This is a genomic window from Pseudomonas sp. DTU12.1 (assembly GCF_009873475.1).
Taxonomy (GTDB): Bacteria; Pseudomonadota; Gammaproteobacteria; order Pseudomonadales; family Pseudomonadaceae; genus Aquipseudomonas; species Aquipseudomonas proteolytica.
This window is the reverse complement of sequence record NZ_CP045254.1, coordinates 2,139,125-2,156,880: the sequence shown is the minus strand read 5'-3', so window position 1 is coordinate 2,156,880 and position 17,756 is coordinate 2,139,125. Positions and strand designations below refer to the sequence as shown.

The 17,756-nt window shown below is 60.5% G+C and carries 14 protein-coding genes; 4 read left to right on the top strand and 10 right to left on the bottom strand.

Features of this window, described 5'->3' with window-relative positions:
- Positions 1 to 107 precede the first annotated feature (107 nt).
- From GDV60_RS09630 to mtnA, 10 genes are all read right to left on the bottom strand, one after another.
- Complete coding sequence (locus GDV60_RS09630) at positions 108 to 341, bottom strand: lipopolysaccharide assembly protein LapA domain-containing protein (protein ID WP_159906959.1); 234 nt, start codon at positions 339 to 341, stop codon at positions 108 to 110.
- Between the two features lie 24 nt (positions 342 to 365).
- A complete protein-coding gene (gene ihfB / locus GDV60_RS09625) occupies positions 366 to 662 on the bottom strand; it encodes an integration host factor subunit beta (RefSeq protein ID WP_017848846.1) in 297 nt (98 codons plus the stop codon).
- 328 nt (positions 663 to 990) lie between these two features.
- A complete protein-coding gene (rpsA, locus tag GDV60_RS09620; RefSeq protein WP_029298694.1) occupies positions 991 to 2,685 on the bottom strand; it encodes a 30S ribosomal protein S1 in 1,695 nt (564 codons plus the stop codon).
- Positions 2,686 to 2,806: 121 nt separating this feature from the next.
- Entirely contained in the window at positions 2,807 to 3,496 is a 690-nt protein-coding gene (gene cmk / locus GDV60_RS09615) for a (d)CMP kinase (protein WP_029298696.1), read from the bottom strand.
- Entirely contained in the window at positions 3,493 to 5,703 is a 2,211-nt protein-coding gene (locus GDV60_RS09610) for a bifunctional prephenate dehydrogenase/3-phosphoshikimate 1-carboxyvinyltransferase (protein ID WP_159909199.1), read from the bottom strand. Before GDV60_RS09610 ends, cmk begins: the two co-directional genes overlap by 4 nt.
- 28 nt (positions 5,704 to 5,731) lie before the next feature.
- Complete coding sequence (gene hisC / locus GDV60_RS09605) at positions 5,732 to 6,844, bottom strand: histidinol-phosphate transaminase (protein WP_092235122.1); 1,113 nt, start codon at positions 6,842 to 6,844, stop codon at positions 5,732 to 5,734.
- Between the two features lie 9 nt (positions 6,845 to 6,853).
- Complete coding sequence (gene pheA, locus GDV60_RS09600) at positions 6,854 to 7,948, bottom strand: prephenate dehydratase (RefSeq protein WP_029298704.1); 1,095 nt, start codon at positions 7,946 to 7,948, stop codon at positions 6,854 to 6,856.
- Complete coding sequence (gene serC / locus GDV60_RS09595; RefSeq protein WP_029298706.1) at positions 7,948 to 9,033, bottom strand: 3-phosphoserine/phosphohydroxythreonine transaminase; 1,086 nt, start codon at positions 9,031 to 9,033, stop codon at positions 7,948 to 7,950. The genes pheA and serC overlap by 1 nt, the downstream gene beginning before the upstream one ends.
- Positions 9,034 to 9,259: 226 nt before the next feature.
- Entirely contained in the window at positions 9,260 to 11,914 is a 2,655-nt protein-coding gene (gyrA, locus tag GDV60_RS09590; RefSeq protein ID WP_029298707.1) for a DNA gyrase subunit A, read from the bottom strand.
- Between the two features lie 424 nt (positions 11,915 to 12,338).
- Positions 12,339 to 13,415, bottom strand: coding sequence for an S-methyl-5-thioribose-1-phosphate isomerase (gene mtnA / locus GDV60_RS09585; protein WP_159906957.1), 1,077 nt, complete (start codon positions 13,413 to 13,415; stop codon positions 12,339 to 12,341).
- Between the two features lie 109 nt (positions 13,416 to 13,524).
- Between mtnA and GDV60_RS09580 the strand changes: the two genes are divergently transcribed.
- The 4 genes from GDV60_RS09580 to GDV60_RS09565 all read left to right on the top strand — a co-directional run bounded on the left by GDV60_RS09580 (position 13,525) and on the right by GDV60_RS09565 (position 17,188).
- Positions 13,525 to 14,856: a TRZ/ATZ family hydrolase gene (locus tag GDV60_RS09580; RefSeq protein WP_070995204.1), complete on the top strand. Its 1,332-nt coding sequence runs from the start codon at positions 13,525 to 13,527 to the stop codon at positions 14,854 to 14,856.
- Positions 14,857 to 14,918: 62 nt separating this feature from the next.
- A complete protein-coding gene (ubiG, locus tag GDV60_RS09575; protein ID WP_003172645.1) occupies positions 14,919 to 15,617 on the top strand; it encodes a bifunctional 2-polyprenyl-6-hydroxyphenol methylase/3-demethylubiquinol 3-O-methyltransferase UbiG in 699 nt (232 codons plus the stop codon).
- Between the two features lie 4 nt (positions 15,618 to 15,621).
- Positions 15,622 to 16,293: an N-acetylmuramic acid 6-phosphate phosphatase MupP gene (gene mupP / locus GDV60_RS09570; protein WP_029298714.1), complete on the top strand. Its 672-nt coding sequence runs from the start codon at positions 15,622 to 15,624 to the stop codon at positions 16,291 to 16,293.
- 154 nt (positions 16,294 to 16,447) lie between these two features.
- On the top strand, positions 16,448 to 17,188 hold the full coding sequence (locus tag GDV60_RS09565) for a YciK family oxidoreductase (protein ID WP_032863166.1): 741 nt from the start codon (positions 16,448 to 16,450) through the stop codon (positions 17,186 to 17,188).
- The last annotated feature ends 568 nt before the right edge of the window (positions 17,189 to 17,756 follow it).

Sequence of the window (17,756 nt, the reverse complement as noted above, 5' to 3'; positions counted from 1 at the left end):
CTAAAGACAGAGAAGCGCTTACGCATTACAGCTAAAAGAGCCAACGCCCAACAGAGGGCTTAAACCTGCAATACAAGCGACAAACGGTATGCATCATGCAACCAACCCTACAGCGCGGGTTTTGGGCGCTTTTTACGGCGGATCAGCAAACTCAGAAACGGCCCTACCAGCATCCCAACAATCAACGCCAACGTCACAAACACCGAAACCGGCAGCTGTGGCGTAGACCACCCCAGGAACGCCAGGGCGACGTCTTGCTGGTTTTCCAGTACGAATGCCAGGATCGCCAAGGCGGCGATCAGCACAATCAGTACCAGGGCGACGCGCTTTACACCGCGCATAAACTTCTCCTATCCCAAAAAAACTCAGACGTTTTCTTCTTCGTCTTCGTTCACTCGATCCCGCAATTCCTTGCCCGGCTTGAAATGAGGCACGAATTTGCCGTCGAGGCTGACGGACTGGCCGGTTTTCGGGTTACGGCCCACGCGTGGAGCGCGGTAGTGCAGCGAGAAGCTGCCAAAGCCGCGGATCTCGATCCGATCACCAGTGGCCAGGCACTGGGACATTTGCTCAAGCATGGTCTTGATGGCCAACTCCACATCTTTGGATGAGAGCAGCCCTTGATGGGTGACAATTCGTTCGATCAACTCCGACTTCGTCATATTTTTCCCTTCTTTTTCAAGCAGCTAGGAAAAGCGCTCCGAAGGTTTTAGCATGACCAGATGAATTTGAACAGCCTGTGGCTTGACTTATCTTGCGCAAATTATGCTAACCCTTACCAGACCCAGGACCAGAGCAGGCCGGGCTCAGGATAGCGCTGGCGACCTTTCCCCAGAAAAGCCCATGGAGTGCCTGGATAACAAGATCGCACCCCGTAAGACGCCTCAAGGGCGATCACGCCTTGCCGGCCACGCACCTCACTCCAACCGCCAAATCCCAGACACAAAAAAGGGCGACCGAAGTCGCCCTTTTTATATGGTCTGACAGAACTTAGTTCTGTTTTTCCATTTGTGCACGCAACAGGTCGCCCAGAGTGGTCGGACCCGAAGCAATGTCAGAGGTAGCTGGCTTGTCGCGCAGGCTCTGGATTGCTTCTTTCTCTTCGATCTCGTCTTTCGACTTGATGGAGAGTTGGATTACGCGGCTCTTGCGGTCAACGCTGATGATCTTGGCTTCTACTTCCTGGCCTTCTTTCAGAACGTTACGAGCGTCTTCAACGCGATCACGGCTGATTTCGGAGGCTTTCAGAGTCGCTTCGATATCGTCACCCAAAGTGATGATGGCGCCTTTAGCGTCAACTTCCTTCACGATGCCTTTAACGATTGCACCCTTGTCGTTCTCTTGAACGTACTCGGAGAACGGATCGCTTTCCAGTTGCTTGATACCCAGGGAGATGCGCTCGCGCTCTGGGTCAACCGACAGGATAACGGTGTCCAGCTCGTCGCCCTTCTTGAAACGACGAACAGCTTCTTCGCCAACTTCGTTCCAGGAGATGTCGGACAGGTGAACCAGGCCGTCGATGCCGCCGTCCAGACCAATGAAGATACCGAAATCGGTGATCGACTTGATGGTGCCGGAGATTTTATCGCCCTTGTTGAACTGGCCAGAGAAATCTTCCCATGGGTTAGATTTGCACTGCTTGATGCCCAGGGAGATACGACGACGCTCTTCGTCGATGTCCAGAACCATAACTTCCACTTCGTCGCCGACTTGTACGACTTTCGAAGGGTGGATGTTCTTGTTGGTCCAGTCCATTTCGGAAACGTGTACCAGGCCTTCCACGCCTTCTTCCAGCTCTGCGAAGCAGCCGTAGTCGGTCAGGTTGGTAACACGCGCAGTTACGCGAGTGCTTTCTGGGTAACGGGCTTTGATAGCAACCCATGGATCTTCACCCAGTTGCTTCAGGCCCAGGGAAACACGGTTGCGCTCGCGATCGTATTTCAGAACCTTGACATCGATCTCGTCGCCAACGTTGACGATTTCGGAAGGATGCTTGATACGCTTCCAAGCCATGTCGGTAATGTGCAGCAGGCCATCGACGCCACCCAGATCGACGAATGCGCCGTAATCGGTGAGGTTCTTGACGATACCTTTGACTTGTTGGCCTTCCTGCAGGGATTCCAGCAGAGCTTCACGCTCAGCGGAGTTCTCTGCTTCCAGCACGCTGCGACGGGAAACGACAACGTTGTTGCGCTTCTGGTCGAGCTTGATGACCTTGAATTCGAGTTCTTTGCCTTCCAGGTGCGTGGTGTCGCGCACTGGACGAACGTCGACCAAAGAACCTGGCAGGAACGCACGGATGCCGTTAACGTCGACAGTGAAGCCGCCTTTAACCTTACCGTTGATAACGCCCTTGACCACTTCTTCAGCTGCGAAGGCTGCTTCGAGAACAATCCAGCATTCAGCGCGCTTGGCTTTTTCACGGGACAGCTTGGTTTCACCGAAACCGTCTTCAACCGAGTCCAGAGCAACGTGAACTTCGTCACCGACATTGATAGTCAGGTCACCAGCGTCGTTGTAGAACTGCTCAAGCGGGATGAGTGCTTCAGACTTCAGACCAGCGTGAACGGTTACCCAGCGAGCTTGGTAATCGATATCAACGATAACACCGGTGATGATGGAGCCAGCCTGAAGGTTCAGGGTTTTTAGGCTTTCTTCAAAGAGTTCCGCAAAGCTTTCGCTCATTTTAATTCCTGTTGATAAGGGCGAAGAATACGCCCATCTGCCACACCCCAGACGGTGTGGGTTACGTTCATATAAGAGAAGAAGCGCAGGTCTAGGACTGGTCCCCTGCACTTCCTCTGAGTCATCCGGCGATATCGCGAAGGGCGATTTCACTCAAGATGCGTTCCAGCACCTGCTCGATGGACAATTCCGTGGAATCCAGCTGTATGGCGTCAGCCGCCGGTTTGAGCGGGGCTACCGCACGCTGGGTGTCACGCTCATCGCGCGCACGAATCTCATCTAGCAGACTCGACAGACTAACACCATCCACCTTGCCCTTCAACTGCAAGTAACGGCGGCGCGCCCGCTCCTCGGCACTGGCCGTCAGGAAAATCTTCAGCGGCGCCTCAGGGAACACCACGGTACCCATATCACGGCCATCGGCCACAAGGCCCGGCGGCTCCTGGAAAGCCCGTTGACGCTGGAGCAAGGCATCACGCACGGCCGGCAAGGCGGCCACCTGGGAAGCCCAGGAGCCAACCTGCTCGTTACGCAGATCATCGGTTACGTCATCTCCTTCCAGGATAATGCGCAGCGAATGACCTTCGGTCGCGCCGACGAACTGCACGTCAAGGTGAGCCGCCAGCAATACCAACGATGCTTCATTGGTCAGGTCGACGCCATGATTACGTGCGGCGAAAGCCAGCAGGCGATACAACGCCCCGGAGTCCAGCAGACACCACCCCAGACGCTTGGCCAACAAGCCTGCGACGGTGCCTTTGCCAGAGCCGCTCGGCCCGTCGATGGTAATCACCGGTGCTTTGATATTCACAATTGAGCCTCTTGGGCTACACGAATGCCGACTTGGGCAGACAGTGTAAGAAAATTCGGAAAAGATGTAGCTACGTTGGCACAGTCATGGATACGAATCGGCGCAATGGCACGCAGGGACGCCACACTGAACGCCATGGCGATCCGATGATCACCGTGGGCATGCACTTCACCCCCGGCCATGCCGCCGCCATCAATGATAATCCCATCAGGGGTCGGCACACACTTCACACCCAGCGCCAACAGACCGTCGGCCATTACCTGGATGCGGTCAGACTCCTTGACCCGCAACTCTTCGGCACCACGCAATACCGTGCGCCCCTGGGCGCAAGCGGCGGCGACAAACAGCACTGGGAATTCGTCGATAGCTAGCGGAACCAGCGCTTCGGGAATCTCGATACCCTTGAGCGGTGCCGCGCGTACACGCAGGTCCGCAACCGGTTCGCCGCCCACTTCACGCAGGTTTTCCAGGGTGATATCGGCCCCCATGAGGCGCAGGATATCGATCACCCCGGTGCGGGTAGGATTGATTCCCACATGCTCCAGCAACAATTCGGACCCCTCGGCAATCGAGGCGGCCACCAGGAAGAATGCCGCGGAAGAGATATCACCCGGCACTTCGATGCGCGTGGCCGACAGTGCATGACCCGACTCAACCGCCACCGTTGCGTCAACGACCTCCACCGGGCAGCCAAAACCGCGCAACATCCGCTCGGTATGATCACGGGTGGGCGCAGGCTCGGTCACCGCCGTCCGGCCTTCGGCGTACAAGCCAGCCAGCAACAGGCTGGACTTGACCTGGGCGCTAGCCATCGGCAGCGTGTAATTCAACCCCTTGAGCGACTGCCCGCCACGAATAGTCAGCGGTGGCCGGCCTTCCGGCCCGGTTTCGATCACCGCGCCCATCGCCCGTAACGGCTTGGCCACGCGATTCATCGGCCGCTTGGACAGCGAAGCATCGCCGGTCAGCACACTGTCAAAACGCTGCGCCGCCAACAAGCCTGACAGCAGGCGCATGGACGTGCCCGAATTGCCGAGATAGATCGGCCCCGGGGCCGGCTTCAAGCCATGCAGGCCCACACCATGGATGGTCACTCGCCCGTGGTGCGGACCTTCGATCACCACACCCATGTCGCGAAACGCCTGCAGGGTCGCCAGGGCATCCTCACCCTCAAGGAACCCCTCGACTTCGGTAATACCGTCCGCCAGCGACCCGAGCATGATCGAGCGATGGGAAATGGATTTATCCCCCGGCACCCGGATCTTGCCACTCAATTGCCCACCGGGGCTGGCGACAAACACCACATCGTCAGCGTTGACAGCGGCGTCCATATAGGCACGCCGCGCCAGGATCTTGCTGAAGTGCTCGCGCGCTACCCGTGCACGGGTGAAAACACCCAGCAACTGGTGCCCATCCCCCGCATCGACCGCATCGCGCAAGGCATCCAAGTCACTGCGGAAGGTGTCTAGGGTGCGCAGTACGGCCTCGCGATTGGCGAGAAATATGTCATGCCACATCACCGGATCGCTCCCGGCAATCCGCGTGAAATCGCGAAAACCGCCGGCGGCGTAACGGAAAATCTCCAGATTTTCGTTGCGCTTGGCCAGGGAGTCGACCAGGCCAAAGGCCAGCAAATGCGGCAGATGACTGGTCGCCGCCAGCACTTCGTCATGACGCTCGACCTGCATATGCTCGACATCCGCCCCCAGCTCGCGCCACAGCCGATCCACCACCGCCAAGGCGGCGGGATCGGTTTCTGGCAACGGCGTGAGGATCACCTTGTGCCGACGGAACAGTTGGGCGTTGGAGGCTTCCACCCCGCTCTGCTCGGAGCCAGCGATCGGGTGCCCCGGCACGAACCGCGCCGGCATGCCGCCAAACGCCAGCCGCGCCGCGCGTACAACATTGCCTTTGGCACTGCCGACATCCGTGAGGATCGCCTGGCCCAGGTCCATGCCAGCCAGCAGCCCCAGCAGTTTTTCCATGGCCAGGATCGGTACCGCCAACTGAATGACATCGGCGCCCTGGCATGCCAGGGCCAAGTCCGCCTCACAGCGGTCCACCACCCCCAGCTCAACCGCCAACCGACGCGATTGCGGGTCCAGATCCACACCGACCACTTCGCCACACAGGCCGCTTTCACGCAGGCCCTTGGCAAAGGAGCCGCCAATCAATCCCAGGCCGACCACCACCAGGCGACCGATCACAGGCACAACAGGTTGCATTGCAATCACATCAACCACGGGCCAGGACCTTGGCCAGCGCCTCAAGGAAGCGACTGTTTTCAGCCGGCAAACCGATGGTGATACGCAAATGGTTGGGCATGCCGTAATTGGCCACCGGACGCACGATCACGCCTTCGCGCAGCAGGCCCTGGAATACCGGAGCGGCCTCCTGGGCGAGATCTACGCAGACAAAGTTGCCCTTGGACTCAATCCAGCCCAGGCCCAACTCACGAAAGCCTTGCTGCAGCTGCTGCATACCGCTTTCGTTGATCCGCCGCCCTTCTTCCAGGTACTCGGCATCCTTGAGCGCCGCACAGGCCGCCGCCAGCGCCAGGCTGTTGACGTTGAATGGCTGGCGCACGCGGTTCAGCACATCCGCGACAACGGCTGTGGATAACCCGTAGCCAACCCGCAGCGACGCCAGGCCATAAGCCTTGGAGAACGTGCGCGATACCAGCAGGTTCGGGTAGGCCGCGAGGAAGTCCAGGCCGTCGGGCAAGTCACTGCCTTCGGCGTATTCGATGTAGGCCTCGTCCAGCACCACCAACACGTGCCCAGGCACATCCTGCAGGAACTCGTTCAGCGCGTCGGCACCGAACCAGGTACCGGTCGGGTTGTTCGGGTTGGCGATAAACACCACGCGGGTCTGGGCATCGATGGCCGCCAGCATGGCCGGCAGGTCATGCCCCCAGTCCTTGGCCGCAATCACCCGCGCCTCGGCGCCGACAGCCTGGGTGACAATCGGATACACCGCAAACGCGTGCTCACTGAACACCGCATTCAGGCCCGGGGCCAGATAGGCACGCGCCACCAGCTCCAGGATGTCGTTGGAGCCGTTGCCCAGGGTCACCTGGCTCAACTCGACCCGGCAGCTCTCGGCCAGCAGGGACTTGAGGGCAAAGCCGTTGCCGTCGGGATAACGGGTCAGCTCCGCCAACTCTTCGCGGATCGCCGCCAGCACTTTGGGGCTTGGCCCCAGGGGGTTTTCATTGCTGGCCAGCTTGACGATCTTCGCCGGGTCCAGATTCAACTCGCGCGCCAACTCGTCCACAGGCTTGCCTGGAACGTAAGGCGACAGTTGTTGCACGCCCGGCTGCGCCAGGGCGAGGAAGTTGCCACTCATGTCAAAGCCTCACAAAACCGCTTTTGGGTAGGAACCCAGCACCTTGAGTGCCACGGCTTCCTGACTGATTTTCTCGAGCACACCCTTGACCAGCGGATCACGGTGGTGGCCGACGAAGTCGATAAAGAACACATAGGTCCATTTACCGCTGCGCGAAGGACGGGTCTCAATGCGCGTCAGGTCAATCCCGTTGTCATGGAACGGCACCAGCAGCTCATGCAGCGCCCCCGGCTTGTTGCTCATGGAGACGATGATCGACGTCTTGTCGTCGCCGGTCGGCGGCACTTCCTGGCTGCCGATCATCAAGAAGCGCGTGGAGTTGTCCGGGCGATCCTCGATTTTCTCGGCCAGGCGCGTCAGGCCGTACAGGCCCGCAGCCATATCCCCGGCAATCGCCGCCGAATTCCACTCACCCTTGACCCGCTTGGCCGCCTCGGCGTTGCTGGAGACCGCGACGCGCTCGACATTCGGGTAATGAGCGTCCAGCCACTTGCGGCACTGGGCCAGGGACTGAGCGTGGGAGTAAATGCGGCTGATGCTGTCGGTCTTGGTGTTTTCGCCCACCAGCAAGTGGTGGTGAATACGCAGCTCGACTTCGCCACAGATCACCATGTCGTGCTCAAGGAAGCTGTCAAGCGTATGGTTGACCGCGCCTTCGGTGGAGTTTTCCACCGGCACTACGCCGAAGTTCACCGCACCGGCAGCCACTTCGCGGAACACCTCATCGATGGCCGCCATCGGCTTGCTGATCACCGCGTGGCCGAAATGCTTCATCGCCGCCGCCTGGGTGAAGGTGCCTTCGGGGCCGAGGTACGCCACTTTCAATGGCTGCTCGAGGGCCAGGCACGAAGACATGATTTCGCGGAACAACCGCGCCATCTCTTCATTGCCCAGCGGCCCCTGGTTACGCTCCATCACCCGTTTGAGCACTTGGGCTTCGCGCTCTGGACGATAGAACACCGGCACTTCGCCTTCGGCCAGGGAAGCCATCTTGACCCGCGCCACTTCCTGGGCACACCGCGCCCGCTCACTGATCAGCTCCAGGACCTTGGTGTCCAGGGCGTCAATGCGTACACGCAGGGCCTTGAGTTCTTGCTCAGACATTAGCCGTGTTCCTTTTCGAACTCTGCCATGTAGGCCACCAGTGCCTTGATGGCATTGATGTCGACGGCGTTGTAGATGGAGGCGCGCATGCCGCCTACCGAACGATGCCCCTTGAGGTTGAGCAGGCCACGCTCGTCGGCACCCGCCAGGAATGGCTTGTCCAGGCGGTCATCGGCCAGGCGGAACGGCACGTTCATCCACGAACGGGCGCTCAGGCTGATCGGGTTGCTGTACAGGCCGCTGGCGTCGATGAAGTCGTACAGGGTGCGCTTCTTCTCTTCGTTGAGCTTGCCCATGGCTGCCACGCCGCCCTGCTCCTTGAGCCACTCGAACACCAGGCCCGACAGGTACCAGGCAAAAGCCGGCGGAGTGTTGTACATCGAGCCGTTGTCGGCCGCGACCTTGTAGTTGAGCATGGTCGGGCACACCGAGCGGGCACGACCGAGCAGGTCTTCACGGATGATGTTGACCAGGATGCCGCTCGGGCCGATGTTCTTCTGCGCGCCGGCGTAGATCATGCCGTAGCGGGACACATCCATCGGGCGCGAGAGAATGTCCGAGGACATATCGCACACCAACGGGACATCACCGACTTCAGGTACCCAGTCGAATTCCAGGCCGCCGATGGTTTCGTTCTGGACGTAGTGAACATAGGACGCGTCCTTGGACAACTTCCACTCGTTCTGACCTGGAATAGCGAAATAATCGTAGGGCTTGGCAGTACCGGCCACGTTAATGTTGCCGTAGCGCGAGGCCTCTTCAATGGCCTTCTGCCCCCAGATACCGGTATCGATATAGTCGGCAGTGCCGTCTTCCGGCAGCAGGTTCAGCGGGATCTGGGCGAACTGCTGGCTGGCGCCGCCTTGCAGGAACAGCACCTTGTAGTCCGACGGGATGTCCAGCAGGTCACGCAGATCCTGCTCGGCCTTGGTGGCAATGGACACGAACTCATCACTGCGATGGCTCATTTCCATCACGGAGAGGCCTTTGCCATGCCAGTCGAGGAGTTCACCCTGCGCGCGCTGCAGGACTGCTTCAGGAAGTGCCGCGGGACCAGCACAGAAGTTATAGGCTCTCTTGCTCACATCCAATCTCGCTCTGATCTGTTGGTCACATAATTCGTGTTCGACACATAACCCCTGTGGGAGCGGGCTTGCTCGCGAAAGCGGTGTGTCAGCCCGCCTATGCGCTGACTGATACGCCGCTTTCGCGAGCAAGCCCGCTCCCACAGGGGAATGCGCAGTATTGCAAACTTTCAAAAGGGACAAATAACAAGGGGGCGAATCTTCATCCGCCCCCTTGGTTGTCCGCTTATTCCTGCGGTTCTTCTTCGTCTGCGGCAGCATCGAGGGTTGGCTCGTCGACGCTGTCATCGCCGGCTGCGATCACCTCGCCATCGAACTCCTCACCTTCCAGCTCCTCGCCTTCGACTTCCGATGGCTCCTGGACACGCTCCAGGCCCACCAGGGTCTCGTCGCTGGCCAGCTTGATCAAGGTCACGCCCTGGGTGTTACGGCCCAGGCTCGACACTTCATCAACACGGGTACGTACCAGGGTGCCCTGGTCGGAAATCAGCATGATTTCCTCGCCATCCAGCACCTGGACCGCGCCGACCAGACGGCCGTTGCGATCGTTGCTGACCATGGCGATCACACCCTGGCCGCCACGCTTGTACTCGGGGAACTCGCTGATAGCGGTGCGCTTGCCATAACCACGGGCCGAAGCCGTAAGGATCTGGCTGCCTTCTTCCGGGATCAGCATGGAAATCAGCTTCTGCCCTTCCGGCAGGCGCATCCCGCGCACACCACGGGCGGTACGGCCCATCGCACGCACGTCGGACTCTTTGAAGCGCGTCACTTTGCCACCGTCGGAGAACAGCATGACTTCCCGCTCGCCATCGGTAATGGCCGCAGAGATCAGCACGTCGCCTTCGTCCAGCTCCAGGGCGATCAGGCCCACGCTGCGCTGGCGGCTGAAGGATTCCAGAGGGGTCTTCTTCACGGTGCCTTTGGCGGTTGCCATGAAGATGAAGTGACCCTCGGTGTATTCCTCGACCGGCAGCATGGTGGTGATGTATTCATCGGTGTCCAGCGGCAACAGGTTGACCAGCGGACGTCCACGGGCAGCGCGGGACGCTTCCGGGATTTCGTAGGTCTTGAGCCAGTACACCTTGCCCTTGCTGGAGAACAGCAACAGCGTGGTGTGGCTGTTGGCTACCAGCAGGTGAGCGATGTAGTCCTCATCCTTCACGCCAGTCGCCGATTTACCTTTACCACCGCGGCGCTGGGCCTGGTACGCAGCCAAAGGCTGGGTCTTGGCATAGCCACCGTGGGAAATGGTCACCACGCGCTCTTCTTCCGGGATCATGTCACCCAGGGTCAGGTCGAGGCGCGCATCAAGAATTTCGGTGCGGCGCACGTCGCCGTATTCGGCGCGGATCACTTCCAGTTCTTCGCGGATCACTTCCATCAGGCGCACGGCGCTGTTGAGGATGCGGATCAGCTCGCCGATCTGGTTGAGTATCTCCTGATACTCGGCCAGCAGCTTCTCGTGCTCCAGACCGGTCAAACGGTGCAGACGCAGTTCCAGGATGGCCTGGGCCTGTTCCGGCGACAGGAAGTATTTGCCATCACGCAGGCCGTATTGCGGGTCCAGGGTCTCCGGACGGCACGAATCGGCACCGGCACGTTCAACCATCGCCACGACGGCGCTGGATTCCCACGGCATCTTGATCAGCGCTTCCTTGGCTTCCGACGGGGTCGGCGAAGCCTTGATCAGGGCGATAACCGGGTCGATGTTCGACAGCGCAACCGCCTGGCCTTCCAGGATGTGCCCGCGTTCGCGGGCCTTGCGCAGTTCGAACACGGTGCGGCGGGTCACCACTTCGCGACGGTGACGCACGAAGGCTTCCAGCAGATCCTTGAGGTTCAGGATGCGCGGGCGACCGTCGATCAGGGCCACGACGTTGATACCAAACACGCTTTGCAGTTGGGTCTGGGCGTAGAGGTTGTTGAGGATCACCTCAGGCACTTCGCCACGACGCAGCTCGATCACCACGCGCATACCGTCTTTGTCAGACTCGTCGCGCAGTTCGGTGATGCCTTCGAGCTTCTTCTCTTTAACCAGCTCGGCGATCTTCTCGATCAGGCGTGCCTTGTTCAACTGGTACGGGAGTTCGGTGATGACGATCTGCTGGCGGCCACCGACCTTGTCGATGTCTTCGATCATCGAGCGGGCGCGCATATAAATGCGGCCACGGCCGGTGCGATAGGCTTCGATGATGCCGGCGCGACCGTTGATGATCGCGGCGGTCGGGAAGTCCGGGCCGGGGATGTATTGCATCAGCTCATCGACGGTCAGCTCGGGGTTGTCGATAAGCGCCAGGCAACCGTCGATGACTTCACCGAGGTTGTGTGGCGGGATGTTGGTGGCCATGCCCACGGCGATACCGCTGGAGCCGTTGACCAACAGGTTGGGAATACGGGTCGGCATGACCGCCGGGATCATTTCGGTGCCGTCGTAGTTCGGCACCCAGTCCACGGTTTCTTTGTGCAGGTCGGCCAGCAGCTCGTGTGCCAGCTTGGTCATGCGCACTTCGGTGTATCGCATGGCCGCGGCGTTGTCGCCGTCCACCGAACCGAAGTTGCCCTGGCCGTCTACCAGCAGGTAGCGCAGGGAAAACGGCTGGGCCATCCGAACGATGGTGTCGTACACCGCAGTGTCGCCGTGAGGGTGATACTTACCGATCACGTCACCGACAACACGGGCAGATTTCTTGTACGGCTTGTTCCAGTCGTTACCCAGCTCGCTCATCGCGAACAGCACACGCCGGTGCACGGGCTTCAAGCCATCGCGCGCATCAGGCAGTGCCCGCCCGACAATTACGCTCATCGCATAGTCGAGGTAGGACTGTTTCAGCTCGTCTTCGATATTGACCGGGAGGATTTCTTTGGCCAGTTCGCCCATGAGAAGCCTGATTCCTTTTTCGGGTGAAACCTCGTCACATCCATATGGGACGAACGAAGCTCGCCGCCGCCGGCATGATGCCTGGCAACGACTTACGACAAATCAACGAGTTATGACACGGATCTGCGCATTAAAGGTCGCCCCTTGGGGTGACCTTGGAAACCGCCGAATGGTATCACAATCGCCGCCACGCACCTATCCCCCAGATGCGCATGGAGCGTAGTAAGTTGACGGATGACAGGCTTGAGGGCGACGAGAGGGGCTCAGAGCTGAATAGAGGCTAGGATTTGCCTGTGGATCCGAGGGTTTTTCTGGCTTTTCGGGCCAATCGCGGGCAAGCCCACTCCCACCGTTGTTTTATGAAGGCACTCATAATGTGGGAGCGGGCTTGCCCGCGATTGCAATCTGCCAGACACCAAAGCCCTCAATGCAGGCGCTTACGGCACATCAGTTTGGCGATCTTGGCGGTATCAGGCCGCTCGACGATGCCTTTTTCGGTGACGATCACGTCGATCAGGTCCGCCGGTGTGACGTCAAACACCGGGTTGAAGGCTGTTACATCAGCGGCAAATCGCTGCCCGGCGACGTCCAGCAGCTCGCCGGCATCCCGCTCTTCCAGGGCGACGTCATCACCAGTAGCCATCATCAGGTCCAGGGTCGAACTCGCCGCCACCACCATAAAGCGTACGCCATGGTGCATGGCGCACACGGCCAACTGGTAGGTGCCGATCTTACTGATCACATCGCCATTGGCGGCGATGCAGTCAGCCCCCACAATCACCCAGGTCACCCCCTTGGTCTTGAGGATATGCGCGCCAGCCGAGTCGGCATTCACCGTGACCGGAATGCCCGCGCCCGCCAGTTCCCAGGCGGTCAACCGCGAGCCTTGCAGCCAGGGGCGGGTTTCGTTGGCATAGACCTGCTCGACCATGCCCTCCAGAAACGCCGCACGGATCACCCCCAGCGCAGTGCCTACACCACCGCTCGCCAAGGCCCCGGCGTTGCCATGGGTCAGGATCGCCTGGGCATTGCCCTGATGCTTGCGGATCAATTCGACGCCCAATTGCGCCATGGTGAGGTTGGCTTCACGGTCGCTTTCATGGATCGCGATGGCTTCAGCCTCCAGCACCGCCAGCGGATCGGCGTGCTTTTTGAGGCGATCGAGGCGATCACGCATGCGCTTGATGGCCCAGAACAGGTTCGACGCGGTGGGACGGGAATCGGCCAGCAACGCGTAGTCCTCCTCCCATGAAGCCTGCCAGTCACCGCCCTCGGCGATCCGCGCGCGCGCGGCCAGCACCAGCCCATAGGCGGCGCTGATGCCGATGGCCGGTGCGCCCCGCACCACCATCGCACGAATGGCCGCGGCCACTTCGTCGACCGTCGCACAGGTCACCCAGTTTTCCCGGGAGGGCAGCGCACGCTGATCGAGCAGGTGCAGTGCGCCATCACGCCAATCGATGGCCTTCACTTTCTCCGCTGCCAACAGTCGATCGCGCATCCCTCACCCCGTACTCATCAACAAAAGCCGCGGATTATAGCGATCCGCCAGCCAGGACGCTCGGGTATACTTCGCCCTCTTTATATGACCGCCCCGGACGATGCCCGCTATGACGCCACCTGCCGCCCCGCTCGACTTACTGCTACTGCCAAGCTGGCTGGTACCGGTCGAGCCTGCGGGCGTGGTGCTCAAGGCGCATGGCCTGGGCATCCGCGACGGGCGCATCGCGTTTATCGGCCCGCGCGCGCAGGCGCTGAAACTGGCAGCCCATGAAGTGCGCGAGTTGCCCGGAGTGCTGCTCAGCCCGGGCCTGGTAAACGCCCATGGCCACGCGGCGATGACCCTGTTTCGCGGCCTGGCCGACGACCTGCCACTGATGACCTGGCTGCAACAACATATCTGGCCGGCCGAAGCCAAGTGGGTCGATGAAGCGTTTGTACGTGATGGCACCGACCTGGCGATTGCCGAGCAGATCAAGGGCGGCATCAGTTGCTTCTCAGACATGTACTTCTTCCCCAAGGTCGCCAGCGAACGCGTACACAACAGCGGCCTGCGGGCACAGATTGCCATTCCGATCCTCGACTTCCCGATACCCGGCGCAGCCAATGCCGACGAGGCGATCCGCCAAGGCGTGGAGCTGTTTGGCGACCTCAAGCATCACCCGCGAATCAAAATCGCCTTTGGCCCCCATGCGCCCTATACCGTCAGCGATGCAAACCTGGAAAAAGTCCGGGTGATCGCCGAGGAACTGGACGCCGCCATTCATATGCATGTCCACGAAACCGCCTTTGAAGTGCAGCAGTCCGTGGAACAGTATGGCGAACGCCCCCTGGCCCGACTCGCGCGCCTGGGCCTGCTCGGCCCGCGCTTGCAGGCCGTTCATATGACCCAAATCAGCGAAGACGACCTGGCGTTGCTGGTAGAAAGCAACAGCAGCGTGATCCATTGCCCGGAATCCAACCTGAAACTGGCCAGTGGCTTCTGCCCGGTGGAACGCTTGTGGCAGGCCGGCGTCAATGTGGCAGTAGGCACCGATGGCGCAGCAAGCAACAATGACCTGGACCTGCTGGGCGAAACCCGCACCGCCGCGCTGCTGGCCAAGGCCGTCGCCGGCTCGGCCAGCGCCCTGGATGCCCACCGTGCGCTGCGCATGGCCACCCTCAACGGTGCGCGGGCCATGGGCCTGGAGGCTGAAATCGGCTCGCTGGAGGTGGGCAAGGCCGCAGATATCGTGGCCTTCGACCTTTCAGGACTGGCCCAGCAACCGATCTACGATCCGGTCTCGCAGCTTATATATGCCACCGGACGCGATTGTGTGAAACACCTTTGGGTCGGCGGCAAGCAACTGCTCGACGACCGGCAACTGACCCGTATGGATGAGCAGCAACTGAGCGCCATGGCCGCTGCCTGGGGCCAGCGCATCAGTGGACACCACGAATAACGCCGGCCCAGGATCAATATTCCGGCCAGGCACACCGTTTTATCGGATTTAGAGGACTACCCATGAGTAACGTCGACCACGCCGAAATCGCCAAATTCGAAGCCCTGGCCCACCGCTGGTGGGACCGCGAGAGCGAGTTCAAGCCCCTGCACGACATCAACCCGCTGCGGGTCAACTGGATCGACGAGCGCGTCAATCTGGCCGGCAAGAAAGTCCTCGACGTGGGCTGCGGCGGCGGCATCCTCAGCGAGGCCATGGCCCAGCGCGGCGCCACGGTGATGGGCATCGACATGGGCGAGGCGCCTCTGGCCGTGGCCCAGTTGCATCAGTTGGAGTCGGGCGTGAGCGTGGAGTACCGCCAGATCACCGCCGAAGCCCTGGCCGAGGAAATGCCCGAGCAGTTCGACGTGGTGACCTGCCTGGAGATGCTGGAGCACGTGCCCGACCCATCGTCGGTGATCCGCGCGTGTTTTCGTATGGTCAAGCCCGGCGGCCAGGTGTTCTTCTCCACCATCAACCGCAACCCCAAGGCTTACCTGTTCGCGATCATCGGCGCCGAATACATCATGAAGCTGCTGCCGCGCGGCACCCATGACTTCAAGAAATTCATCCGTCCTTCCGAACTGGGTGCCTGGAGCCGCCAGGCCGGGCTGACCGTCAAGGACATCATCGGCTTGACCTACAACCCGCTGACCAAGCACTACAAGCTGGCCAGCGACGTCGACGTCAACTACATGATCCAGACCCTGCGAGAGGAATAAACCTGTGAAGTTGAAAGCGGTTCTTTTCGACATGGACGGTACGCTGCTCGATACCGCGCCGGACTTTATCGCCATCTGCCAGGCCATGCGTGCCGAGCGCGGGCTTGCGCCGATCAACGATCAGCATATCCGCGATGAAGTCTCCGGCGGCGCCCGGGCCATGGTTGCCGTGACGTTTGCCATGGACCCCGAGTCCCCAGGCTTCGAAGCGTTGCGCCTGGAGTTCCTCGAACGCTACCTCAAGGGCTGCGCGATCCATAGCAAGCTGTTTGATGGCATGGCCGAACTGCTGGAAGACATCGAACGGTCCAAGCTGATCTGGGGCGTGGTCACCAACAAGCCGCTGCGCTTTGCCGAGCCGATCATGGAGCAACTGGGCCTGGCCCAACGCTCGGCGCTACTGATCTGCCCGGACCACGTGAAGAACAGCAAGCCTGACCCGGAACCGCTGATCCTGGCCTGCAAGATGCTCGACCTGGACCCGGCCAGCGTACTGTTCGTGGGCGACGACCTGCGGGATATCGAGTCAGGGCGTGACGCCGGCACCCGCACCGCCGCCGTCACCTATGGCTACATCCACCCCGACGACAACGCCCGCAACTGGGGTGCCGACGTTGTGGTCGATCATCCGCTGGAACTGCGCAAAGTGCTCGATAGCGCACTCTGCAGCTGCTGAATGGCTAACCAATGAAGCTCTAATGTGGAAGCGGGCTTGCTCGCGAAGGCGGTGGGTCATCTGATAAAGAGTTGACTGACACTACGCTTTCGCGAGCAAGCCCGCTCCCACATTCAGATATGTGTTGCCCCACTGAATTTTGTTGAGGTCGATTATGTTTGATTACTCCGCACGCCCAGAATTGCTCAAGGACCGGGTCATCCTGGTCACCGGCGCCGGTCGCGGGATTGGTGCTGCTGCAGCCAAGACCTACGCCGCCCACGGCGCCACCGTGCTGTTGCTGGGCAAGACCGAAGCCAACCTGGCCCAGGTCTACGATGAAATCGAAGCCGCCGGCCACCCGCAACCGGTGGTGATTCCGTTCAACCTGGAAACCGCCCTGCCCCATCAATACGATGAGCTGGCGGCAATGATCGAAAAAGAATTCGGCCATCTCGACGGGTTGCTGCACAACGCCTCGATCATCGGCCCGCGCACCCCGATCGAACAGCTGTCGGGCGAGAATTTCATGCGCGTCATGCATATCAACGTCAACGCCATGTTTATGCTGACTGCCACGCTGCTGCCGCTGCTCAAGCTGTCCCAGGACGCGTCGGTGGTGTTTACCTCCAGCAGCGTCGGGCGCAAAGGGCGCGCTTACTGGGGCGCCTATGGCGTATCGAAATTCGCCACCGAAGGCCTGATGCAAACCCTGGCGGACGAACTCGACACCGTTGCCGCAGTGCGCGCCAACAGCATCAACCCAGGCGCCACCCGCACCAGCATGCGAGCCCAGGCTTATCCTGGAGAAAACCCGGCCAACAACCCGCTGCCGGAAGAAATCATGCCGGTGTACCTGTACCTGATGGGCCCGGATAGCTCGGGGATCAATGGGCAGGCATTCGACGCGCAGTAATCCCCACAACGCGGGAGCGGGCTGGCCTGGGATAACCCTACGTCTCTAACTGACGACTCACCCCGTGGCGAGCGGGCTTGCCCCGCGCTGGGCTGCGTAGCAGCCCCACTCCAGGCACCGCGTTTGTTCCAGACATACCGAGCCGGCAGGTTTTGGGGCGGCTCCGCCACCCAACGCGGGCGATGCGGCGTTCCGACAAGCCCGCTCGCCACAACAAACCCACAGGACCTTGCCCACCCATCACATATGGGGGCTGGTTTGCCTGGGCTACACAACTCTCAAAAACTGACGACTTACCCCGTGGCGAGCGGGCTTGCCCCGCGCTGGGCTGCGTAGCAGCCCCACCCCAGACACCGCAGTTGTTTCAGACATACCGAGCCGGCAGGTTTTGGGGCGGCTCCGCCACCCAGCGCGGGGCAAGCCCGCTCGCCACAACAAGCCCCCCCCACAGGGGCTGGCGCCAAATTCCCAGCGCTGTGCAGACGCACTAAATCCCATCCCCTTGTTTTATAAGCAATAAAAAATATTGCACGAAATGGCACGCTTTTCGCTCCAATTTGCTTCAAAC

Coding starts and splice junctions, on each gene's coding strand:
- gyrA (WP_029298707.1), bottom strand. CDS start 11,914: ATGGGCGAACTGGCCAAAGAAATCCTCCCGGTCAATATCGAAGACGAG.
- GDV60_RS09630 (WP_159906959.1), bottom strand. CDS start 341: ATGCGCGGTGTAAAGCGCGTCGCCCTGGTACTGATTGTGCTGATCGCC.
- ihfB (WP_017848846.1), bottom strand. CDS start 662: ATGACGAAGTCGGAGTTGATCGAACGAATTGTCACCCATCAAGGGCTG.
- ubiG (WP_003172645.1), top strand. CDS start 14,919: ATGAGTAACGTCGACCACGCCGAAATCGCCAAATTCGAAGCCCTGGCC.
- rpsA (WP_029298694.1), bottom strand. CDS start 2,685: ATGAGCGAAAGCTTTGCGGAACTCTTTGAAGAAAGCCTAAAAACCCTG.
- pheA (WP_029298704.1), bottom strand. CDS start 7,948: ATGTCTGAGCAAGAACTCAAGGCCCTGCGTGTACGCATTGACGCCCTG.
- GDV60_RS09580 (WP_070995204.1), top strand. CDS start 13,525: ATGACGCCACCTGCCGCCCCGCTCGACTTACTGCTACTGCCAAGCTGG.
- mtnA (WP_159906957.1), bottom strand. CDS start 13,415: ATGCGCGATCGACTGTTGGCAGCGGAGAAAGTGAAGGCCATCGATTGG.
- GDV60_RS09565 (WP_032863166.1), top strand. CDS start 16,448: ATGTTTGATTACTCCGCACGCCCAGAATTGCTCAAGGACCGGGTCATC.
- hisC (WP_092235122.1), bottom strand. CDS start 6,844: ATGAGTGGCAACTTCCTCGCCCTGGCGCAGCCGGGCGTGCAACAACTG.